The organism is Prevotella phocaeensis, from assembly GCF_900065875.1.
GTDB lineage: Bacteria > Bacteroidota > Bacteroidia > Bacteroidales > Bacteroidaceae > Prevotella > Prevotella phocaeensis.
On sequence record NZ_LT160626.1, the window covers coordinates 675,705 to 700,562 of the forward strand.

Consider the following 24,858-nt stretch of genomic DNA (forward strand, 5'->3'; position numbering starts at 1 on the left):
GATGAAAGGGCTGAAGGCGTTTACTTTGCAGATGACAATCGGGGCAAATATAGCAACTATTGTCATGATGCTGTTTGTCGGATATGCTGATTATCTAAATCCAACAGCCTTTCCCATGCTGTCTAATGCCGGATTGTCGTATCCTATATTCCTTATATTTAATTTCTGTTTCTTGATTTTCTGGCTTGTATTCAAGAGACGCAAAGCTTTTATTCCCATTCTCGGTTTTGTTGTCTGTTATTATCCTACGCGCATTTATATGCCGTTGAATATAAATAGGTCGGTTCCACCCAATGCGATTAAGGTTCTTTCATACAATGTATGGATGTTCAGTGGATGGGATGAAGCCGGTAAAAATAATCCCACATTGCAGTTTATTGCAGAGCAGAATGCCGATATCGTATGCCTTCAAGAAGCTGAAGACTGGGGAATATATAAAACAAAAGTAGATTCAGTGATGAATGGTCTTTATCAATATGCTGATACTTCTCGGCGTAAAGACGGAGGAGATGTACTTGCCATTTACAGTAAATATCCGATTATCAAGAAAGAACGCATAGCCTATCCCTCCAAAACCAATCATTCGGCGGCATTTTATCTAAAGATAAACGGGGATACTGTAATCGTTATCAATAATCATTTCGAGTCCATCGGGCTTTCTCCGGAAGATAAAACCAATTTTAAGGAGATGGTTAAAGGGGATATGAATGCTAAATGTATAGAAAAGGAGTCGAAGAAACTTATTGATAAGCTTGCTGAAGCATCGAAGCGTAGGGCTCCTCAGGCTGATGCTGTGGCACAGTACATCTATGGGCATAAAGGAATGAGCATGATTCTTTGTGGAGACTTTAACGACGGTCCGCTCTCTTATACCCGTCGTATTATAGCTAAAAACCTGACAGACTGCTATGTAGAGAGTGGTAATGGTGTCGGGATAAGCTATCATCATGGCGGTTTTTATGTACGCATAGATAACATTATGTGTTCAAACGATTGGGTTCCGTACGGATGTAAGGTGGATAATCGAGTGAAAAGCAGTGATCATTATCCTATATATTGTTGGCTCAAAAAGCGGGTAAAACCTTAAAAAATACACAATTAAGTACTTTAAATTTTCGCAAAAGATAAAAAAATAGTATCTTTGCACGTCTATTAATTGTAGAAAAACAATAATTAAATAACAATAAACAAAATGCAAAACAAAGGAATTGTAATTGTAATAGCTGTCTTATTGACGCTTGCAAGCATCTTCTATTTGTCTTTCTCGGCAGCTACATACTATTATGACAGTCAGGCTGAAAAGCTTAAGGATCCCGTTGCGCAGCAGGATTATAAGGATTCTGTGAAGTATTTAGGCATCTATTCTTATCAAAAGTGTTTGGAGACTCAGATAGGACTCGGTCTTGACTTAAAAGGTGGTATGAACGTTATTCTCGAGATTTCTGTTCCCGATGTTATAGAAATGTTGGCAGATCATAAAACCGATGCCGCTTTTGTGAAGTCGATGAAAGAGGCACGGACAGAGGAAGAGACAAGTCAGAAAGATTTTATTACCTTGTTTGTCAATGCTTATCACAAGAATGCCCCCGGCCATCGTTTGGCAGAAATATTCGCTACACAACAATTGCAGGGCAAGGTCAGTCCGCAAAGTACCGACTCGGAAGTGGAAAAGGTATTGCGTTCAGAGGTGCAAGGAGCTATCGATAACTCGTTCAATGTGGTGCGTACGCGTATAGACCAGTTCGGAGTTGTTCAGCCTAACATTCAGAAACTCGAAGGACAGCAGGGGCGTATCATGGTGGAAATGCCCGGTATTCGCGAACCTGAACGTATGCGTAAACTTTTGCAGGGTAGTGCCAATCTTGAGTTTTGGGAAACATATAATGCAGAAGAAATAATTCCTTATTTGCAACAACTCGATACCCGTTTGGCCGCAGGTGAGACAGAAACCGATACTACTGCTGCCAAATCTGCTGCCGATAAAATGCAAACAACACAGGCAAAAGCGGCAACTACTACTAAGGCACAGCCGAAATTCAAGCTCCAGAGCGATGATGACAAAACCGCAGATGTAAAGGAAAATTCTGCAGCACAGACTGCCGCGCTTAAAAAGCAGCATCCATTACTTTCGATACTTCAGCCGACCGGTGCCGGCAGTTTGAGTGTTGTGGGATATGCAAACGTAAGAGATACAGCAGAAGTGAACAAATTAATTCACTCGGCTGTGGCGAAGCAGATACTTCCCCCAGATTTGAAACTGTTGTGGAGTGCTAAGCAAGCAGACGGAATTAAGGCTAAGAATTTCTTCGAACTACATGCCTTGAAAGTAACAACAAATACGGGACGCGCACCGTTAGAGGGGGATGTGGTAACCGATGCTAAGGATCAATTTAACCATCTTACGGGTTCGCCCGAAGTAAGCATGACGATGAATTCCGATGGTGCACGTCGTTGGGCCGCCTTAACCAAAGCAAGTATAGGCAGGGCCATAGCCATTGTTCTTGATGGAGTGGTTTACTCGGCTCCTCGTGTGAACGGAGAAATCAGCGGGGGAGAGTCTGCAATTACCGGTCATTTTACAATTGAAGATACTAAAGACTTGGCCAATACGCTGAAGTCAGGCCGTATGCCGGCGCCAGCCCGCATTGTACAAGAAGAAATCGTAGGGCCTACCCTCGGTGCACAGTCTATCCGGCAGGGCGTTATCTCGTTTATTATCGCTTTTATTCTGTTGATGATCTACATGGTGATGATGTATGATTTCATACCGGGCATGATAGCCAATGGTGCCTTGCTTATCAACTTATTCTTTACATTAGGCATTCTTACATCGTTCCAAGCGGCACTTACCATGTCGGGTATTGCAGGTATGGTGCTCTCTTTAGGTACTGCCGTCGATGCGAATGTGCTTATTTATGAGCGAACCAAAGAGGAACTCCGAGCCGGAAAGGGACTCCGACAGGCAATGGCCGCTGGTTATGGCAATGCTTTCAGTGCCATTCTCGACTCTAATGTTACTTCACTTCTTACAGGTATCATTCTTTATGTATTCGGTACCGGGCCCATCCGCGGCTTTGCCACCACTTGGATGATCGGTATTGTATGTTCGTTCTTCAGTGCCGTATATCTGACACGTCTTGTTTATGAGCACCAGTTAAAGAAAGACAGGTGGATGAATCTCAACTTTACAACGCGCTTTTCGAGAAATTTAATGCAAGACAAAGCATATCGGTTCATGGCTATGTATAAGAAAACCTTTGCATTTGCCGCTGTTGCCGTTATTGTCTTCATCGGAAGTTTCATTGTTCGCGGACTTGCACAAAGTATCGATTTCACCGGTGGACGCAATTATGTAGTACAGTTTGAGAAACCGGTAGAACCCGAGGAAGTTAGGACTGTTTTGGCTAAGGCTTTCCCAGAAAGTACCACGGGAGCCCTTGCGTTGGGTACAGACAATAAAACCATTCGTATTTCTACCAACTACAAGATAGAGAGCAACAGTCCTACGATAGACGATGAAGTAGAAACCAAGCTCTATAATGCATTGAAAGCCGATGGATTAGTATCACAAAAGAACGTGCAAGACTTTAAGAATCCCGACATTCGACAGGGCGGTTCCATTATCAGCAGTACAAAAGTAGGCCCCTCGGTTGCTAAGGATATCACCAACGGAGCGATTGTCAGTGTGATTATAGCACTTGTTGCCATCTTCTTGTATATCCTTATTCGTTTCCGCAATGTGGCATTCTCCGTAGGTTCTACTATTGCCTTAGCCTTGGATGCCCTTACTGTTATTGGTTTGTTCTCGCTGTTGCAAGGCTTTGTGCCGTTCAGTCTCGAGATCGATCAGACCTTTATAGGTGCCATACTTACCGTGATCGGTTACTCTATCAACGACAAAGTGGTGGTGTTCGACCGTATTCGAGAGAACCTGCGTCTGCATCCTAAGCAGGATATACAGACACTCTTCAACGATAGTATCAACCAAACATTATCGCGTACCATTAATACATCGTTCTCAACTTTGATAGTATTGCTTTGCATATTATTCCTTGGCGGTAAGAGTATACAGCCGTTCGCATTTGCCATGACGATGGGTGTTATCTTCGGAACGTTGTCATCTATCTTTATTGCATCGCCGATCGCTTACCTCGTGATGGGTAGGAAAATTAAGGAAGATGTTCATGCTGAAGTTGAAACAGTGAAAGCATAACGGCAAAATAGTTATTATACATTATTATAATATGGGTTGCATCCGTGTCGTGGGTGCAATCCATATTTTTTATATTCCGCTTTTTCGTTATTTCCGGAAGTCCGTTCTATCGTTTACTTCTCTTTATTTTTCAGTTTATAGGCATATTACCTAACGCAGACATACCTTATATTTGTTGCGCATATGTATATTATATAATGAGGATGTATAGAATGTGTATCCATAGAGATATATGTAATTTTATTAGCAACATAGTGCTAATAATTCTTAAATAATATACGCTTTATGCAGGGAAAGCATAGGAATATACTCTATTAATAATAAAACGCATGAAAATAGAAAAACAATTAATAGGTTCCATTCTATCTTGATAAGCAACCGGAAATATTGGAACCTTTAAAACACAGAATATTATTATGAAACGAAAAGGGGTATTTTTGTTGGTTAACTTACTGATGTTAACAATGGGATTTGTAGGATGCAGCAACGATAATGAGAAAACAAAAGACGATGCACCACTCACTTTAAGGAACTTTGTTCATACGGGCTGTAAGGATAAAGCGACTTCTGCTAAGGCTATATCCGCCGGTTTCCCGCAGTTGGATGGCTATGAAGAAAGTGTAGAGTACAGTTGTAAAAGCAGCGGACGGCTTTACATCAGGCACGTGAATGCCGTTTTTAACTGCTGTGCAGAGGAGCTTAGGGCAAATGCATCAGTGACAGACAATCGTATTATCATTACAGAAAGCGAGAAAAGCAGTGCATGCGACTGCATCTGTCCTTACGATTTGTCGTTCGAAGTAGGCCCTTTAACTGATGGGAAATATACGGTCGTTATCAACAGAGATACCCAAGAATACACCACATTCGTTATAGATTTCGATAAAAACCTTTCGGGGAGATTTGTTATTTCAAAAGAAAAATAGCCGTAAGTTTTTGGTATTTCCGGCTTTTCATTTAGGCATTAACGTTCACGATCGGCTTGCGGGAACTATCCAATATGTATTTTATTGATTTCGAATGCCTCACCCGGTGATATCGTTGCGTATATGTTCATAAAACTGTTCGATGATATTGAGCATATCATCGGGCAGATAACCGTAAGTCTTTTCTATGAATGTCTCGGGTATTTCGTAATAGGCTTCGGCAATACTGCCACAGATGGCGGCCTTAGTGTCCGTGTCTCCTTTGGCCATGACGGCTATACGTATGGCATCTTCGAAGCTCTCGCTCTCGAGAAAGCACCGTATCGCCCACGGTACCGTCTCCATGCACGTACTGTCGAAATGCCCTTCGTCACCAATTTTATAAATATCTTGTAACGACGGAATGTCGTACCCGAAGCTACGTTTAACTGTATTTTCCACCTCATCTTTAGTAATTCGGCACGTTCTTAGCCAGTAAATAAGCGTCGCTACGCACTGTGCACCTTTGATACCTTCACGATGACAGTGACTTACTTCGGCACTCTTTTTGGCTTCCTCCATCACTTCGTGATAGTCATTGAATATCCATCCCACCGCACTTACGCGCATGGCGGAGCCGTTTCCATAGGAACTTTGCGGCAAAGGATTATCGGATAACAGCCATTTCTCGAACATTCCGCCGTAACCTCCCTTAGGCCGAGGATAACGATGGCACCAGTCTAAGAGCGCCTCTTGGTAGTTTCGTTTATTGAGAATGGCATCTGCAATGGCGATAGTACAGATTGTATCGTCGGTATAATCATCCGACGTCGTAAATAACTGGAACCCCTCTTGCGGTGTTTCGTCGAATTCGAAACGTGAACCGATAATATCTCCGATGATTGCTCCAAGCATATTTTTCCGGTACTTTGGTATTGTGTACTCCCACCGAGAATCGAACTCGGATCAAAGGTTTAGGAAACCTCCGTTCTATCCATTTAACTATGGGAGCCCGTTTAATAGTGATGTCTGCCGAAGAGCATGCTGAAATCTGTTTCGCGTTGCTCCTGTGCCGCCTATCTTATGCAAAGATAGTGCAAATCGAACGCAATCAAACTTGTTTGAGATTGCTGAGATGCCGCCTATCTTATGCAAAGATAGTGCAAGTCGAATGCAATCAAACTTGTTTGAGATTGCTGAGATGCCGCCTATCTTATGCAAAGATACAAGAATTTATACATATCTCAAAATAAAACATGGGTTTATTTTGTTTGGCTTATACATAATGTGCAATGTACATGCGAGCATGGTATAACAGAGATGAAATATAGGTCTGTCGTACTTAAAGATATGGTTTGATGTCGTCGTCTGCCTTGTTTTGTCATGGAAGAAATATAGGAAATTTGGTGTTTTTTTTGTTCTTTGGCTGAAAACATGGTCGGAATAATAAGTGTAAAATGGTAATATGAAACCAAAATAGCAAAATTGAACCGCGGGAATAACGTATAGGCAAAATTGGTTCAATATTTGTATTCAATAAGTTTGAATTTGTTATTCCTTTGGTAAATGAGGGCTTAACTTTGCAAACGCATAAGAGAAACCCGACCAACACACGAAGAATATAGTTGACATCGATGCAACTGCAAGGTAGTAAATAGTAAGAGTAATCTTGCCTATTCTATAAAAGAAAGAAGTTGATTGGATGATTTAAACTTAGACTAAATAATTTTAAAGTAATATAAGTGGTTTTATAAGAGGTCGTGCCCGTGACCGGTACGGCCTCTTTTCAAAGCATCAGGCAGGCTTTGCATTCTCGTTTATGCTATATGATAAGTAGTGTTGTGAAGGTTCCGACAAAGAATTGTTCATTATTGAAAAACGAAATACTCTAATTATTTATGAGAGTCATAACCAGAATGTTATTGCTTGCTTCCGTGATCATGGTATCGGAAACCGGAACGGCAGCAGATTTTAAGTCGCACATCAGTTTGAAACAACCCGGAAATGCAGCGAAGACGTATCAGCTAACAGAGCAAAACGGTATGCTTACAACTCCTTCCGCCTTGCCTATATCTATCAAAAAAGAAGTGAATATGCAGGGAACAGACGAGGTGCTTACAATAAAGATCAACACAAAACACAAAGTATATATTAATTTCGGTGCCGAATTGAGTACCGATTTCGCTACGGACGACTGCGAGTTTTATATGCCGGGTTTCTGGTATCATAAGAACTTGCGGTCGCCGAAAGAAGCCCCTTCTTTTCATACATCCAAGAGCTGGAATTTCCGTGAAGACCGCCTGTCGTCGCCACTTGTAGGCGTTTACGATGCCAAAACGGGTAACGGAGTTACCGTGTTGCGCCATGTAGACGAGCCGGCCGAGGCACTTGTCGCCGCTATGGAGGGCGAAGTCATCCTGTCGGGCAGCACTTCGTTAGGCTATTTAGGGTTCGATAACGAAAGCGGAACGGCAAAGCTCACCTTCGGTTATCCCTATGTAGAGTCGCCAAAACGCTATATACGTAAACTTACCCTTGCTCCTTCCGTTACTTCTTTTGTCAAGTTAGAGCCCGGAGAAACCAAGGTGTTGACGTGGCGCATACATCATACCGCGGCCAAAGATTTCGGTCGTTTCGTTTCCAACACGTGGGAATATTGCTTCGATCGGCTAAATCCTACCCCCGTAAAGGCGATCTATACAGCCGATCAGATGAAAGCACAGCTCACGAACTACTTTCGTAAGTCGTTCGTAGACAAGTACCAGCTGAAATACAATTCGGGTATGACTATCCCGATCGATGACTGTAAGCCTTCTTCAGAGGTACAGATAGGTTTTTGCGGGCGCGTGTTGCTCAACGCATTCAATGAGATCGAGTACGGCGAAGCACATAAACAGCAAGACCTTGTGCGCATGGGAACCGAGATATTCGATAGCTTTTTGGCGAACGGATTTACTCCGCGCGGCTATTTCCACGACTTCGTAAACTTTAAAATCGGTATGCCCAAGAACGATATACATTCCATCCGCCAGCAGTCGGAAGCCATCTACGCCGTGCTCCACTACCTGAAGTACGAACGAGATAGGGGACGTATGCACAGAGAATGGGAAAAGAAAATGCGCTACTTGCTCGATAATCTGATAACATTGCAGAAGGCCGACGGTCATTTCGCCCGTAAATTCAACGACGACGGCAGCGATGTAGATGCCTCCGGAGGCAGCACTCCCTCGGCTACATCTACGCTCGTGATGGGCTATAAATACTTCGGAGACAAAAAATACCTGAAGTCTGCCAAAGCTACGGTAGACTATTTGGAGAAGAATATCATATCTAAAAGCGACTATTTCTCATCGACTCTCGATGCTAACTGCGAGGATAAAGAGGCCGCTATCGCAGCCGTAACGTCTACATACTATCTGGCCATGGTTACTAAAGGGGCCGAACGGCAGCACTATATCGAACTGTGTAAGCAGGCTGCATATTTTGCCTTGTCGTGGTATTACCTGTGGGATGTGCCGTTTGCCCAAGGACAAATGCTTGGCGACCTCGGTTTCCATAGCCGCGGATGGGGCAATGTATCGGTAGAAAACAACCATATCGACGTGTTCGTCTTCGAACTTCCGCACATTTTGAAGTGGCTCTCGACGGCGGTAAACGAACCGCGTTTCGCCCGTATGTACGATGTTATCTACTCGTCGCTCAACCAGTTGTTACCTGTAGAGGGGCACCTCTGCGGCATCGGGGTGCCCGGATTTTATCCCGAGGTGGTGCAACATACCACGTGGGATTATGGACATAACGGCAAAGGGTTTTACAACGACATCTTCGCACCGGGCTGGACAATCGCCTCGTTATGGGAGCTTTATTCGCCCGAACGTACAAGCAATTTCTTAAAGTAATAGAAAATAAAACTGTTGCAGAAACACTGTATATGTGGTGTTTCTGCTTTTTGTTTTTGCTTTTTTGCGGCTTTTACTCGTTAAAACATGCCGTATAATTGCGATATACATACCATGTAAGTTCAATATACGTTATAAACAGCTTTGCAAACAGCCGTGTTTACGAGAAGATTTTGATTACTCTTGCGGTTTTCTCCCGATAAATGATTAACTTTGGCTCTTAATAATAGCATGCAAACCTTCATGAAACTTTTCAGACCGGTCGTCTATATTTTGTTGCTGTTGCTTATGCCTGTCGCCGCCGGAGCCAACTATATGTTCAAGCATATAGGGGTTCAACAAGGCTTGTCGCAGAGTACCGTCTACGCTATTCTGCAAGACCGTACGGGTTTTATATGGTTCGGAACGAAAGCAGGGCTCAACCGTTTCGACGGTACAACCATCAAGGTGTATCATCGCCAGAACGATGCGCACAGTTTAGGCAGCGAGGTAATCAATGTTTTGTTTGAAGACAAGCGCGGACATATATGGGTGGGAACCGACGAAGGCGTTTATATTTACACGCCCGAGACCGATGCCTTTGCCCGCTTTTCTGTGCGTACAGCCAATAGAGTCACGGTAAAGAATAATGTTACCCAGATCTGTGGCAGAGGTAATAAGGTATATATAGCTGCCAATGAACAGGGCCTTTTCTGTTATGATCTCGATACCGAGCAGCTGCACAATTATCGTTTAGCCGGTCATCCCAATATATCCGGCATGGGTTTCGATGCAAAAGGCAATATGTGGATAGGCTTTTTCGGAGGCGGACTTTATTATTCTTCCAACGACAGAGGGCGCATGCTTCATGCTTTTAAGGATGCTTCGGGCGAGGAATATTTTCGGGGCGACATCGTATCGAGTACTGTTCCCGTCGGTTCCCATACGCTGATGGTGGGCTCGGATCGTCATGGTTTGTGTGCTATCGATATGCGCAATCGCGGCGTGAAGTCCATCGTATCGAGGGAAAACGGGAAGAATGTCTTCGTTCGCAACCTGATACGAAACGGCAATGAGATATGGGCTGCCACGGAGATGGGACTCTATGTGTACGATATCGTGCACGGAAACATACAGCATTTCGGGTATGAACCATCGAATCCCTACTCGCTTTCCGATAATCCTCTGTACGGATTGTGCCGCGACAGAGAGGGAGGAATGTGGGCAGGTTCTTATTTCGGCGGCGTAAACCATATGCCCAAACAGTATCCGGTGTTCGATAAATTTATTCCGCAGATAGGTAATGCCCATGCTATTCATGGCAGGCATGTGCGCGAGATGCGGCAAGACGGCAACGGAAATATATGGATTGGTTCCGAAGACGGGGGGCTCAACTGCTTCAATCCTCGTACAGGAACATTCTCGTTCGTAACAGAGAGTGCCGCTTTCCCGAATATTCACGGCCTTTGTGTGGATGGCAAAAACCTGTGGGTAGGCACGTTTTCTTATGGTTTGAAGCTCATCGATATCGATAACCGTCGTGTTATAAAATCGTTTGCTGCCGACGGTAAGGCCGGTTCGTTGCGCGATAACACCGTGTTTGCCATCTGTCTGTCGCGCCGAAACGACCTGTGGCTCGGCACAATCCGCGGTCTGTGTCGTTACAATCGGGAGCGCGGAACGTTCGAATATGACAAAGGTGTGCCCTTTATACTCATCAACGATGTGTACGAAGATGTCCGCGGAAATCTGTGGGTGGGCACGCAAACCGACGGCGTATATTGCTTGCAGGCAGCGAATGGCAAGTGGAAACACTACACGCATGCGACAAGCAAGAGCGGTCTTTCGTCGGATAAAATCATCAGTATATTCGAAGATAGCGGCGGACAGCTATGGGTTACCACTCAAGGAGCAGGTGTTTGTCGGTACGATAGCCGCCGAGATGCATTCGAAGTAGTACCAATTCCGCAATATACACCTGCACAAACGGTCTTTCAGATCGTAGAAGATAATGAAGGACTCTTTTGGCTTTCTACCTATAATGGTATCATCAGTTACAATCCCGATAATAAAGAATCTAAAATATATGCTACGGCCAACGGTCTTTTGGATAATCAATTCAATTACAAATCATCGTTGGTAGATGCCGAAGGACGTATCTATTTCGGCAGTCTGAACGGTCTTATCCGTTTTTCTCCGCGCATGTTGAAAGGGCAAGCCAAGGTACCTAAGATTGTTGCCACCGAGCTGCGTATCGGCAATTCGGTGATAGACAACTTCTCACCCAACACTCCGTTGGCCGCAAGCATTACGTTTACCAAAGAACTTATCTTGGCCCACGACCAGAATTCGTTTTCGGTACGCGTGGTAGCCCTGTCGTTTGCCACTCCTCAGTTGAACCAAATGGAGTACAAACTCGATGGTTACGACCGCGAATGGCAGCGGATGAGAACCGATAACTATATAGCCTATACCAATTTGCCTGCGGGCGATTACAGGTTACTTGTGCGTGTGAAAGGCGATAACGGCGTATGGTCGCGCAAGATTTACCAATTGTCGATCACCGTAAAGCAGCCGTTTTGGCTGTCTGCATGGGCAAAACTTTTCTATACGATCTTTATTCTTCTGATCGTATGGTGGGTGTACAGAAACATTGAATTGCGTTCCAAGCGCCGGCATACGCGTGCTCTCGAACTGTTGGAACACGAGAAAGAGCAGGAAATGTATCAGAGCAAGATACATTTCTTTACCAATGTAGCGCACGAAATTCGCACTCCGTTAACCTTAATCAAGGGACCTCTCGAGAATATATTGCAGGGAAAGAAGGTGGAAAATAAAGAAGTACAAGATGATTTGAATATCATGTACAAGAATACGAACCGTCTCAACGACCTCATCAACCAACTTCTTGATTTCAGAAAGACCGAAAGCAGCGGGCTTAGAATGAACTTCGAATACTGCAATATCGGCAAGATAGTGACGGAAGTTTACGACCGTTTCCGCCCTCTGATGCGCGAAAAAGGTATCAATGCTACGCTTAGTCTGCCCGCAGAGGCCGTGCATGCGTATGTCGACCACGAGGCCTTTACCAAGATAGTGAGCAATCTGATGAACAATGCCGTGAAGTATTGTGCCTCGAGAGTATCGGTAATGTTGTCGAAACATGAAGAGGAATTCGTGTTGACTGTTATGAACGACGGCAGTATAATTCCATCTACTATGCGTGAAAAGATATTCATGCCCTTTTTCCGCATGGATACAGCGGTGAAATCTTCTACTACCGGCACCGGTATAGGGCTTGCTATCGCGCGGTCTCTGACCGAATTGCACGGCGGACATATAGAGATGGACGACAGCAAAGACATGAATATCTTCCGATTGACGCTGCCCGTGAATCAGGAAGACACCATCCGCCTTGCCGATAACGACGGCATCGACCATTCGCAGACTGCCTCTGCAGATACTCCGGAAAGCAGCTTTACCCACGATTATACGTTGCTTGTGGTGGAAGACAACGTACAGATGCTGGAGTATCAGAAGGCAAAATTGCAGACTGAATATAACGTGTTGACAGCTTCTGATGGCGAAGAAGCGCTGCAAGTTCTTGCCCGTCACACTGTTAATGCTATCGTTACTGATGTGATGATGGAGCCTATGAATGGCTTTGAGCTGTGCCGTAGTGTAAAACATAATGTGGAATACAGCCACATTCCCGTAATCCTGCTTACGGCAGTTACCATGGAAGCCGCCAAAATAGAAGGCATGGAGAGCGGTGCCGATGCCTATATAGTGAAGCCGTTCCGTATGGATTACCTGCTCAGTACTATCAAAAACCTGCTCATTACGCGCGAGAATATCAAGAAAGCTTATTCGGATTCGCCTTTCGTATCGTCCAACAGTGTGTCGATAAGCAAAGCTGATGCGGAGTTCCTTGCACGGTTGGAGCGGGTTATGAATAGCAACATTTCGAACAGTGAGTTCAATGTAGACCGCATGGCTGCCGATATGAACATGAGTAGAACCAGCTTGAACCGTAAGATCAGGGGTACTCTCGACGTGTCGCCCAACGACTATATTAAGATCGAACGCCTCAAACGTGCCGCACAACTGCTTAAAGAAGGCAAGACAAAGATCAATGAAGTGTGCTACAGAGTGGGCTTCAGTACGCCTTCTTACTTCACCAAGTGCTTTTATAAGCAATTCGGAATGCTTCCGAAAGAGTTTCTTGTGCAACAGAAAGATGAACAGAAAGAGGCCTGAAAATATTATGTGCGATTTTATAATCAATATTAAAACTAACTTAGCATGAAAGAATTTAAAGCTATTGCCATAGCTGCGATGTTGACAGTTGCGGCTCCTGCTGCAGTTGCAGTTGCCGATTGCGACGACATTTATCGCAATCCGGTTATTCCGAATAGCGCTCCTGATCCTACTGTTATCCGCGCGAAAGACGGATATTTTTATCTTTATGCCACGGAAGATGTTCGCAACGTGCCTATTTACAGATCGAAAGATTTGGTAGAATGGGTGTTTTTAGGTACGGCATTTACCGATGATAGCCGTCCTAAATGGAATTCTAAGGGCGGTATATGGGCGCCCGACATCAATTACATTAACGGAAAATACGTGCTATATTACTCTAAATCGGAGTGGGGAGGTATATTAACCTGCGGTATAGGCGTAGCCACGGCCGAACGTCCGGAAGGTCCGTTTACCGATCACGGTAGTCTTTTCATCAGTAAAGAGATCGGCGTAGTGAACAGTATCGACCAGTTTTACATCGAAGACAAAGGACATAAGTACCTTTTCTGGGGCAGTTTCTGCGGTATATACGGCATTGAACTGAGTGCCGACGGACTGTCTGTAATGCCCGGAGCCAAGCCCCGTCAGGTTGCGGGCACGTTTATGGAAGGCACATACATACATAAGCATGACGGTTATTATTATCTCTTCGGTTCACAGGGCACCTGTTGCGAGGGCAACCGCAGTACCTATCGTATTACTTACGGGCGTTCCAAAAACCTCTTCGGGTCGTATGTAGACAAGGAAGGGCGCCCGCTTCTCGAAAATAATTACGATGTGTTGATCCACGGCGACGAACGTGTGGCAGGCACAGGGCATAATGCCGAGTTCGTTACAGACGATAACGACAACGATTGGATACTGTATCATGGCTTCAAACGCAGTGATGCCGGTGCCGGTAGATTGGTATGGCTCGACCGCGTAGAGTGGATAGACGGATGGCCTCATGTGGCTGGCAATCACCCTTCGGAGGCATCGGAAAAGCCGGTATTCAATACCATCAGCCTTGCCGATCCTACCATCTTCTTCGACAACGGTACGTATTATCTTTACGGAACCTCGTTGGCCGACGGCTTCAAAGTGTACACCTCGAAAGATCTGAAGACGTGGGAAGGCCCTGCAGGAGTATCCGGCGGACTGGCTCTGAAGCGCGGCGATGCCTTCGGCACGCAGGGTTTTTGGGCGCCACAGGTATTCAAACGCGGAGGTACCTATTATATGTATTATACTGCCAACGAGCATCTGGCTGTGGCAGAGGCACAGAGTCCTCTCGGTCCGTTCCGCCAGAAAAAGCTCTCGATGGTGCCTGCAAAAGTGAAAGAGATAGATCCTTTCGTGTTTTTCGATACCGATGGAAAAGCGTATCTCTACCATGTAAGACTCATAGACGGCAATCGTATCTACGTAGCAGAGCTTAATAAAGACCTTAAAAGCATGAAAGAAAATACCGCTCGCGAATGTATATCGGCTGAAAAGGGATGGGAAGACACCGCCGATGCTGCATGGAAGGTGTGCGAAGGGCCCACGGTAGTGAAGATAGACGGTACATATTATCTATTTTACTCGTGCAATGATTTCCGTAGTAAAGACTATGCAGTGGGCTATGCCACGGCAAAATCGCCTCTCGGACCGTGGGTAAAGCATAAAAGCCCCATCATCTCACGGCAGTTGATTGGTGCAAACGGTACCGGTCACGGAGAGCTTTTCAAAGATAAGGACGGCGATTGGGCATATGTATTCCATACGCATCGGAGCGATGATAGGGTGGTTCCGCGTAAGGTGGCTATCGTTAAATTGCGCCTTGGCAAGCATGGTTTCGAGCTTGTGGAAGGCTCTTTCCGTTATCTTGGCAAGTAATTAAGAGCGTTGTTCCCCCGTTCTGTTTGTTCCGCAGAACGGGGGAATGCCTGTTTTGCCATTCTTATACGAGAGGTATATATTATCATGTCTTTCAATTCTTTTTATGTCTTTTTGGAATACGCGATACATTTGATGCCCCTACATGGTATGCCTGTTGGCGATAGAGTGCCCGCCTGTCGGTGTTGGACTAATACATCAGTTTTATTATAATCAAAAATAAAAATAGTTTTCCGTTCCTATTATACCTCTTTGTATTTTAGAATAGGCCGAGAATTTTCATTGTCTTTTTTTCATAATTAGCAGACGGGATTATAATATTTTTTAGTAAATTTGCATACGATTTTACCATTTACCCCAAACAAACCATAAAAGTGCATATAGCAATAGCAGGAAATATCGGCAGCGGAAAGACCACATTGACCACGATGTTAGCCAAATATTACGGGTGGATACCCAGATTTGAGCCGGTAGATGTCAATCCGTACCTGTCAGATTATTATAAAGACATTTCCAGATGGTCGTTCAACATGGAAATTTACTTCCTTAAACAGCGCTTCAACGACCTGATAGAGATTTCACATTCTACGGATACCGTTATTCAAGACCGTTCCATCTTCGAGGGGGTATATGTTTTTACAGCCACGAATAAGGCGATGGGCAACCTTTCTGACCGCGATTATCAAACTTATATGGACTTGTTCGACTCGATGATGATGATTGTCAACCTGCCCGACTTGATGATCTATCTTCGTGCTTCGGTGCCTACGTTGGTAGCTAATATACAGAAACGAGGCCGCGATTATGAACAGGAAATGAAGTTGGAGTATCTGGAAAATCTTAACAAACGCTACGAAGATTTTATCTTCGATAAGTATAAAGGGCGCCTTCTGGTAATCGATGTAGACGATATTGATTTTCAACATAACCGACAGGAGTTCGCCGGAATAGTCGATAAGATCGATGCCGAACTTTTTGGACTGTTCTCGCATGAAGCCGGCAGGTAGCGGCCGGGTATCGCAGAGAGTGCAATAAATAGATAACAATGTGCTGTGTACATATATAATAAGGTATGCATAGCCGGTTGTAATCCCACAATTTGTAATTAAATCATCATATTATGCATATAGCAATAGCAGGAAATATCGGCAGTGGAAAGACCACTCTTACCAAGATGCTCGCCAAACGTTATGGTTGGAACCCACGGTTTGAGCCGGTAGACAATAATCCTTATTTGGACGACTTTTATGCCGACATGAAACGATGGGCATTCAATTTGCAGGTTTACTTCCTGAGTAAGCGCTTTAAAGAGGTGGTGGAGATATCACAGAGTAACGAGGCAATTATTCAAGACCGCACCATTTTCGAAGACGCACGTATTTTTGCGCCCAATTTGCATGAGATGGGAATGATGAGCGATCGTGACTTTGATAACTATTCACATCTGTTTGATTTGATGATGTCGTTGGTTCGACTGCCGGATTTGATGATCTATATCCGTTCTGCTATCCCCAACTTGGTGTCGCATATACAGAAACGAGGGCGCGATTTCGAGAAGTCGATACGCATAGATTACCTAAATGGTTTGAATAAGCGTTACGAGGACTGGATAGAAACGTATAAAGGAAACCTGATTATCGTAGAAGGTGATGTGATGAATTTTGAGGAGAGTGCGCACGATTTCCAAAAGATAACCGATATGATCGATGCAAAACTCTACGGTTTATTCCCTATGAATGAAGATAAATAACGGTTTCTCAGGAGCGTGGCGTGCATATTCGTTTGGTTTGAATGATAGACTGTGCCTTTTAATAAATATAGTTTGAGCCTTGATGTTTGTCAATAAAAAGTTGTAATTTTGCATCTGAAATTTATTTATGTATCGATAAATGGAACAGAAGAACTTTAAGCGTACGACCGTAACTGCAGCATTGCCTTATGCCAATGGCGGTGTACATATAGGGCATCTTGCCGGTGTGTATGTGCCGGCCGATATCTATGTGCGTTATCTCCGGCTGAAAAAACAGGATGTAATCTTCATCGGAGGCTCCGATGAGCATGGTGTACCCATCACGATACGTGCCCGTAAGGAGGGCATCACGCCGCAGGATGTCGTCGACCGCTATCATTCTTTAATCAAAAAGAGCTTCGAGGAATTCGGTATTTCGTTCGATATTTACAGTCGTACCACTTCTGAAACGCATCATAACCTTGCTTCTGATTTCTTTAGAAAGCTCTACGACAACGGCAAGTTGATAGAAAAAGAAACCGAACAGTACTACGATGAAGAAGCTCATCAGTTTCTTGCCGACCGATATATAGTAGGAGAATGCCCTCATTGTCATAACGACCATGCTTACGGAGACCAATGCGAGCGGTGCGGGAGCGACCTTTCACCGATGGAACTCATCGATCCGCATTCCACAATTAGCGGTTCTAAGCCTGTTATCAGGAAAACAAAGAACTGGTATCTTCCGCTGAACGAATATCAAGAATGGCTGAAGCAATGGATTTTGGAAGACCACCAAGAATGGCGATCTAATGTGTACGGGCAGTGTAAAAGCTGGTTAGACATGGATTTGCAGCCCCGTGCAATGACGCGAGACCTCGATTGGGGCATCCCTGTTCCTGTGGATGGGGCCGACGGAAAGGTGCTTTACGTGTGGTTCGATGCGCCGATAGGCTACATATCCAATACGAAAGAGCTCTGCGACCGTGAGCCCCAAAAGTGGGGAAAGTGGGAAACGTGGTGGAAAGACGAGGAAACTCGGCTCGTTCATTTCATCGGGAAAGACAACATTGTGTTCCATTGTCTGATTTTCCCTGTAATGCTTAAAGCTCATGGGGGGTATATCTTGCCCGACAACGTGCCGGCCAACGAGTTCCTGAACCTCGAAAACGATAAGATTTCTACGTCGCGCAACTGGGCCGTGTGGTTGCATGAATATCTCGCAGACCTACCGGGTAAGCAGGATGTTTTGCGCTATGTGCTCACTGCTAATGCCCCTGAAACGAAAGATAACAACTTTACTTGGAAGGATTTTCAGGAGAGAAACAACAACGAATTGGTAGCTGTATATGGCAATTTCGTTAATCGTGCTTTGCAATTAACCAAGAAATATTTCAACGGTATTGTCCCTGTATGCGGCGAATTGCTTGAGGTTGATCGGCAAGCACTTAGCGAATTTAAAAACGTAAAGCAGGATGTAGAGACTTTGCTCGATGCATTTAAGTTCCGTGATGCGCAGAAAGAGGCGATGAATCTTGCCCGTATCGGCAACAGATACATAACAGAATGCGAGCCTTGGAAGGTATGGAAAACTGATCCGAAGCGTGTGGAAACGATCCTATACATCAGTCTTCAGCTCGTTGCCAACCTCGCCATTGCCTTCGAACCGTTCCTTCCGTTCAGTTCAGAAAAACTGCGTAAGATGATTAACCTTGACCGGTTTGAGTGGAACCAACTTGGAAGTACAGACTTGTTACAGCCCGGTCACGCACTCGCAGAGCCCGAATTGCTCTTCGAAAAGATAGAAGACGAGGTGATAGAACGCCAGCTGCAGAAGCTCGAGGCTACGAAGAAAGCTAACGAAGCAGCCTCTTACAAGGCCAAGGAGATAAAACCGACGATAGCATTCGGCGATTTCGAGAAATTAGATATCCGTGTGGGGCGCATCAAGCATTGCGAACGAGTAAAGAAAGCCAATAAACTACTCAAGTTTACCATTGATGACGGCAGCGGTACCGACCGCATAATCGTGAGCGGAATAGCCAAATTTTACGAGCCGGAAGAACTGATTGGCAAGGATGTTTGTTTCATTGCCAACCTCGCTCCGCGCAAACTGATGGGCATAGAGAGCCAAGGTATGATCCTTTCGGCCGAAAACTTCGATGGCAATTTGAGCGTAACAACCGTTATGCGTGAGGTGAAGCCCGGCAGTCCTGTGTGCTGATGTTCGGTATCTATGGTTATGTCGTTCCGGCTAAATAGAACCTTTACAAGAATATATATGTCGTTTTGATATGAGTAAGAATATACTCGGCAGAGTTTTTACCGAGTATATTCTTAGCTGAACCGATATTTTAAAATAATCTATACAGTTATTTCTTTTAAATTCCTTTAACTGTCTAAGCAATCTTTTACTTTCTTGTACCCTGTTTTTAGATTATCTTCACCATTGAAATTAGTAATGAATAGACTTTTAAGATAGCAGCTTCCCTCTTTATAGTATAGACTCACAGCGGGCGAAGTTCTGTTATCGATATGCGGTACAGATTCTTCTTTTGAGAGTGATTTCGTAAAATCAAAAGCCATGCAATTATCTGTCATCCTATATAAAGATAAGAAAAATCGTTTTTTCTTTTGCTTATCTATTGCCATAAAGACAATGGATAAGAGTAATGTTAGTAGGATATTTACTTAATAAAATACAGAGAAATAAAAATTATAGATTTTCTTATCATTTATCAGGACTTTTGTAAATCGTCGCTTATCGTTGAGGTGAAACAGTTTAGAGGATGATGGAATGCCGGTAATGAATAATAATTAAAAAATACTTGTATATCCAAAATAAGGTGATTCTCTATAGTTTTTATCATTTCTTTTGATGGATGGTTACTTGTTTTTTATTAATTTTGCAACGATAACAAACACTTATAAGACATGAGAAAAGCTATAACATTTATTTTATTATTACTGTCTGCGGCGTTTGCAAGCGCCCAAATGGCAGATCCGGTTCATGCCTCATCACAATTGAAAACCGATGGAAGCGCCATCGGAGAGATTGTTTTCAGTTTGAAAATCGATGCCGGATGGCACGTATATTCTTCTAATCTCGGTTCCGATGGGCCTATACAGGCATCTTTCCATGCCACGAAAATGGAGGGAGCAGAGCCGGTGGGCGGTCTTACGCATCGCGGAAACGAAATATCGAAATACGATAATGTCTTCGGAATGCGCCTGCGTTATTTCGAAAACAGCGTGCAATTCGTTCAAAAGGTAAAGTTTACAAAACCAGATTACAAGATAGATGCCTACCTCGAATACGGTGCATGCAACGACCAGAGCTGCATGCCGCCGCAGCAAGTTTCGCTCGTTAAAGCCGGTAAATCGCCGGCTGTAGATGTCAAAGCGGCCAAAGAGGAACAGAAAAAGGAGACGGCAGCGGGCGGAAAGATACAAGAAACGTCGGTCGACAGCACCGTTTCTGCAACTTTGATACCTGCTGTGGCTTCGACAGACACAAGCAAGACCGCTGTTGCGGGTAATCTCTGGAAACCAGTCATCAAAGAGTTACGCGCTTTCGACGGCACTCCTACCGACGGTAACGGTTCGTTGTTCTACATTTTCTTTATGGGTTTCTTGGGCGGACTGCTCGCTCTGTTCACGCCATGTGTGTGGCCTATCATCCCTATGACGGTGAGTTTCTTCCTGAAACGTTCTAAAAATCGTGCCAAAGGACTGCGCGATGCCGTCACTTACGGCATCTCTATTATTGTGATATTCCTTACGCTCGGACTTCTTGTTACGTCGCTCTACGATCCGCACAAGTTGAACGAACTGGCCACAAGTGCCGCGTTTAACATCTTTTTCTTCCTGATGTTGGTCGTTTTCTCCTTATCCTTTTTCGGCTGGTTTGAGCTTCGACTGCCCGCCTCTTGGGGCAATAAGGTTGATAGCAAGGCCTCGGCAACCACCGGTTTGTTGTCTATTTTCCTCATGGCCCTTACGCTTGTGCTCGTTTCTTTCTCATGCACGGCACCCATTGTGGGACTTCTGCTTGTCGAGGCCGCCACATCCGGCAACCTTATAGGGCCTGCCATCGGCATGTTCGGCTTCGCTTTTGCACTGGCATTGCCGTTCACTTTGTTCGCCATCTTCCCCTCTTGGCTCAAACAGGCCCCCAAGTCGGGCTCGTGGATGAACACGATCAAGGTTGTTCTTGGGTTCATAGAATTGGCATTTGCACTGAAGTTTCTGTCGGTAGCCGACCTTGCTTACGGCTGGCATATCCTCGATCGTGAAGTCTTCTTGTCGCTTTGGATTGTGATATTCGGCCTGCTCGGTCTGTATCTCATCGGCAAACTCAAGTTTCAGAGCGACATGGTAGGGGGCGAAAACAAGCCTATGCCGGTGTTGTGCATTATGCTCGGCCTTTGTTCTTTGGCCTTCTCGGTTTACATGGTGCCCGGTCTGTGGGGCGCACCCTGTAAGGCTGTGAGCGCTTTTGCGCCTCCCATCAGTACGCAGGACTTCAATCTGAGCACCCATGAAGTACGTGCTGCTTACACAAGTTATGAGGAAGGAATGGCCGAAGCAGCCCGACAAGGCAAACCGGCATTTATAGATTTCACCGGTTTCGGTTGCGTGAACTGCCGGAAGATGGAGGCTGCGGTATGGACAGATCCTTCGGTTGCCGACATTCTGACCAAAGACTACGTGCTCATTTCGCTCTTTGTAGACGACAAGACGCCGCTTGCTGCACCGATAGAGATTATGGAGAACGGTCAGAAACGCACACTCCGTACCATCGGAGATAAGTGGAGTTACCTGCAACGCAGTAAGTTTGGCGCTAACACACAGCCCTTCTATGTGCCTGTAGATAACGATGGAAACCCGTTGGCCGGCTCTTTCAGCTATAAAGAAGATGTGCCTGCTTTCCTTGCTTTTCTCAACAAAGGATTGCAGAATTATAAAAAGCGCTGATAGTGCGCATATTCTACGGAACAAAACCCCACGGTGTCGGAATTCAAGATACCTGCGGTTTTGTTCTTTCCAAGCCTTTCTTTATTATCCATACCCATCTATCGAATTCCATAAAAACAACAAACCATGCTTGATAACGCTACGAAAACTCAGATTCTTCGGTTGATCGATCGCGAGGTAGTGCCCGCTGTAGGCTGCACAGAACCTATGGCTGTGGCGCTTTGTACGGCAAAGGCCGCCGAAACGCTCGGCATGCGTCCGCAGAAGATTACGGCTCTGTTGAGCGCGAACATTCTGAAAAACGCCATGGGGGTGGGCATTCCGGGCACAGGGATGATAGGTCTGCCCATCGCCATCGCCCTTGGTGCCATCGTCGGGCGGTCGGAATACCGGCTCGAAGTTATCAAAGACCTTACGCCGGAGACGCTGACTGAGGGCAAGACATTCATTGATGAACGCCGTATAGACATCCGACTGAAAAAGACAACCGAGAAACTTTACATCGAAATACGGTGCGAAGCGGAAGGCAATACGGCCGTGGCAATCATCACAGGCGGACATACGGACTTCATACGTGTGGAGCGTAACGGCGACGTGCTGCTCGACCGTTCCCGACAGACGGGCGAAACAACGGAGGAAAAAGACGTTTCGTTGAATTTGAAGATGGTCTACGACTTTGCCATGACTACGCCCCTTGCCGATCTGCGCTTCATTCTAAAGACTAAAGATTATAATCTCAAAGCAGCTGAAGAGTCGCGTAAGGGCAACTACGGCCACTGTCTCGGTAAGACGATGGACAGGCCTTTGAGCCACGGAATATTCGGAAACAGCATCTTTTCGCATATCCTTTCGAAGACAGCCTCGGCATGCGATGCCCGTATGGGGGGAGCTATGATCCCTGTAATGAGCAACAGCGGCTCCGGCAACCAAGGTATATGTGCCACAAACCCTGTGGTTGTGTTTGCTATGGAGAACGAAAACACCGAAGAAGAGCTCATTCGGGCGCTCACGTTGAGCCATCTTACGGCCATATACATTAAGCAGAGTCTCGGTAAACTATCGGCCCTTTGCGGCTGCGTGGTGGCAAGCATCGGTTCGAGTTGCGGCATTACCTACCTCATGGGCGGCGATTACAACCGCATCTGCCATGCCGTAAAGAATATGATTGCCAATCTTACCGGTATGATATGCGACGGAGCGAAGCCCAGTTGCTCGCTTAAAATCTGTTCAGGCGTAAGCACTGCGTTGCTTTCGGCGTTGCTCTCTATGGAGGGAAAGCACGTTACGGCAGCCGAAGGCATTATCGATGAGGATGTAGACCGCAGCATACGTAACCTTACGAGTATCGGTAAAGACGCCATGTGCGCCACAGACGACATGGTTCTTCGCATCATGACAAGTAAACAGAACTGCTGATCGTCGGGCATAGGTATCTGTCTCATAAAACGGCCCCTGCAACAGTAAATTACTTACATTGCAGGGGCTGTTTTGTTAGAATGCCCATCTAAGGCAGACAGAGAGCCTATTTAGCAACTACAGATAGTAAATCTATGAATTACAATCCTATATAGCTTTTCAGCGACTCTATATATTCTTCGAAAGCATGCCTGCCTTCCGGCGTTATCAGGCAGGTGGTGTGCGGCTTTTTTCCGATGAAACTTTTCTTTACATCGATATAGCCGGCTTTCGACAGTTTGTCTATCTGCACGCTCAAGTTGCCTGCCGTGGCGCCGGTCTGTTCCCTTATATAAACGAAATCTGCCTCGTCTACGCTTACTAAGAGCGACATTACGGCCAGTCGCAGCTCGCTGTGCAGCAACGGATCTAATGGTTTGAACATTGTTGTTTCTCTTTCTTACAATCTGTACTTCGGATATCTGCCAGTCGTTTATGAATGGACTTTACTATTGATAATAACGCCCGGAATCACCAAGGTAGCTATTGCAACGATTGCAAGCATTAGCATTTCGTGGCTTCCGGGCCACATAAGGCAGAAGTTTACGGCACAAATACCGCTGCCGAAAGCCATACCCGGAATGAGTTTATTGCCCACTACCAAACCCATAATGCTGCTGCAAAGCATCATAAGAATAATTATAATGGGCGTTAGGGGTATGTAACGCACGCGGTAGATGTCTGGATTTAACATAACAATGTAAAAGAGCACAGCGATTACAATGGTTATAATGCAGAATAAAAGCCATATCCAATGTACTACTTTCGATACAAACGATACCGGACGAATGGCATGTTTTTGGCCGATAAACCGGTTGATTGCAAAGCCAATGGCCGTCATAATGAACCAAAGGAAGTTCCATACCGGCCCGCCGCAATGCTCCCATAAATGACCTATAATCACTGCTGTGAAGGCCACGAGGCTACCCCAAACGATTAAAGGTGTACCTGCTTGTCGTTCTACATCGCGGCGGCTCTTCTCTATGGTCTCTCTGATGATTTCAATACTGCGCTCGGCTGTCAGTTCTTTTTCCATGTTGTAATGTTTTTAGGTCGACGGGAAGAGGCGGTAACCCCGTTCCCGTTCGAGGGTTATTTATTCTTGTTTGCAACTATTTCGGGTATGTTTTGGAGTTTTGCCGTAATGGTTTGGTTGTTGTTCTTTACGTTTATTTTCTGCATGCAGACGTATTCTGTCGGCAGTCCGTTCACGTTGTTCGGACTTTTATCGTCGTTGCTGTCGTGCATTACATAGAGCATGCACTCGCCCAAGGGCATATCTTTCAGTTCTACTTCCGTGGTACCTTCCACGGCTTTTGTCATAGCATAGTGACTGTTAGAAGTGGTTACAAGAATGCTTCCTTGGCTGTTCGGCACGTTTTCAACGATAATCTTCACCGTGTTTTGGGCCATCATCGTGACCGAAAAAAGCATTGTAACGGCGATAAACGCGAGCTTTAGGTTAATTGTTCTTTTCATTTTCTCTTGTTTTAAAAGGTAAATAATTCCGTTAGAATGTGATCACGACACAAATATAAATAA

General features: G+C 45.1%; 15 protein-coding genes and 1 tRNA gene. 11 read left to right on the forward strand and 5 right to left on the reverse strand.

Annotated features, from left to right (window positions below):
* The first annotated feature begins 1 nt into the window (after position 1).
* The 3 genes from BN3912_RS10900 (at position 2) to BN3912_RS10910 (ending at position 5,139) form a co-directional block, all read left to right on the forward strand.
* Complete coding sequence (locus tag BN3912_RS10900) at positions 2–1,087, forward strand: endonuclease/exonuclease/phosphatase family protein (protein WP_023983979.1); 1,086 nt, start codon at positions 2–4, stop codon at positions 1,085–1,087.
* 105 nt (positions 1,088–1,192) lie between these two features.
* Positions 1,193–4,213 (forward strand): protein translocase subunit SecDF, encoded by a 3,021-nt coding sequence (secDF, locus tag BN3912_RS10905; RefSeq protein ID WP_023983978.1) that lies wholly within the window; start codon positions 1,193–1,195, stop codon positions 4,211–4,213.
* Positions 4,214–4,629: 416 nt separating this feature from the next.
* Positions 4,630–5,139, forward strand: a complete 510-nt coding sequence (locus BN3912_RS10910; protein WP_023983977.1) for a hypothetical protein — start codon at positions 4,630–4,632, stop codon at positions 5,137–5,139.
* A 99-nt stretch (positions 5,140–5,238) separates the two neighbouring features.
* Here BN3912_RS10910 and BN3912_RS10915 read toward each other — a convergent pair whose 3' ends face one another.
* Both BN3912_RS10915 and BN3912_RS10920 read right to left on the reverse strand, forming a co-directional pair.
* The gene (locus tag BN3912_RS10915) at positions 5,239–6,033 is read right to left on the reverse strand and encodes an ADP-ribosylglycohydrolase family protein (protein WP_023983976.1); all 795 of its coding nucleotides are present in this window, start codon (positions 6,031–6,033) and stop codon (positions 5,239–5,241) included.
* Between the two features lie 25 nt (positions 6,034–6,058).
* Positions 6,059–6,130: transfer RNA gene (locus tag BN3912_RS10920), tRNA-Arg, on the reverse strand.
* Positions 6,131–7,016: 886 nt separating this feature from the next.
* Between BN3912_RS10920 and BN3912_RS10925 the strand changes: the two genes are divergently transcribed.
* The 8 genes from BN3912_RS10925 to BN3912_RS10965 all read left to right on the forward strand — a co-directional run bounded on the left by BN3912_RS10925 (position 7,017) and on the right by BN3912_RS10965 (position 23,277).
* On the forward strand, positions 7,017–9,017 hold the full coding sequence (locus BN3912_RS10925) for a hypothetical protein (RefSeq protein ID WP_023983975.1): 2,001 nt from the start codon (positions 7,017–7,019) through the stop codon (positions 9,015–9,017).
* Between the two features lie 231 nt (positions 9,018–9,248).
* A complete protein-coding gene (locus tag BN3912_RS10930) occupies positions 9,249–13,256 on the forward strand; it encodes a two-component regulator propeller domain-containing protein (RefSeq protein WP_023983974.1) in 4,008 nt (1,335 codons plus the stop codon).
* 45 nt (positions 13,257–13,301) lie between these two features.
* Positions 13,302–15,155 (forward strand): family 43 glycosylhydrolase, encoded by a 1,854-nt coding sequence (locus tag BN3912_RS10935; RefSeq protein WP_023983973.1) that lies wholly within the window; start codon positions 13,302–13,304, stop codon positions 15,153–15,155.
* Between the two features lie 374 nt (positions 15,156–15,529).
* The gene (locus tag BN3912_RS10940) at positions 15,530–16,162 is read left to right on the forward strand and encodes a deoxynucleoside kinase (RefSeq protein WP_004368959.1); all 633 of its coding nucleotides are present in this window, start codon (positions 15,530–15,532) and stop codon (positions 16,160–16,162) included.
* 113 nt (positions 16,163–16,275) lie between these two features.
* The gene (locus BN3912_RS10945; protein ID WP_023983972.1) at positions 16,276–16,905 is read left to right on the forward strand and encodes a deoxynucleoside kinase; all 630 of its coding nucleotides are present in this window, start codon (positions 16,276–16,278) and stop codon (positions 16,903–16,905) included.
* A 139-nt stretch (positions 16,906–17,044) separates the two neighbouring features.
* Entirely contained in the window at positions 17,045–19,108 is a 2,064-nt protein-coding gene (metG, locus tag BN3912_RS10950; RefSeq protein WP_023983971.1) for a methionine--tRNA ligase, read from the forward strand.
* Between the two features lie 710 nt (positions 19,109–19,818).
* On the forward strand, positions 19,819–21,861 hold the full coding sequence (locus BN3912_RS10960; protein WP_023983969.1) for a protein-disulfide reductase DsbD family protein: 2,043 nt from the start codon (positions 19,819–19,821) through the stop codon (positions 21,859–21,861).
* 126 nt (positions 21,862–21,987) lie between these two features.
* Complete coding sequence (locus BN3912_RS10965) at positions 21,988–23,277, forward strand: L-cysteine desulfidase family protein (protein ID WP_023983968.1); 1,290 nt, start codon at positions 21,988–21,990, stop codon at positions 23,275–23,277.
* A gap of 139 nt (positions 23,278–23,416) precedes the next feature.
* On the opposite strand, the gene BN3912_RS10970 is transcribed toward BN3912_RS10965, so the two are convergent.
* From BN3912_RS10970 to BN3912_RS10980, 3 genes are read right to left on the reverse strand one after another with little or no spacing between them, the layout of a single operon-like run.
* Positions 23,417–23,701, reverse strand: coding sequence for a winged helix-turn-helix domain-containing protein (locus BN3912_RS10970; protein WP_016665395.1), 285 nt, complete (start codon positions 23,699–23,701; stop codon positions 23,417–23,419).
* 48 nt (positions 23,702–23,749) lie between these two features.
* Complete coding sequence (locus tag BN3912_RS10975) at positions 23,750–24,352, reverse strand: hypothetical protein (RefSeq protein WP_023983967.1); 603 nt, start codon at positions 24,350–24,352, stop codon at positions 23,750–23,752.
* Between the two features lie 56 nt (positions 24,353–24,408).
* The gene (locus BN3912_RS10980; RefSeq protein WP_004368951.1) at positions 24,409–24,795 is read right to left on the reverse strand and encodes a hypothetical protein; all 387 of its coding nucleotides are present in this window, start codon (positions 24,793–24,795) and stop codon (positions 24,409–24,411) included.
* Positions 24,796–24,858 lie beyond the last annotated feature (63 nt).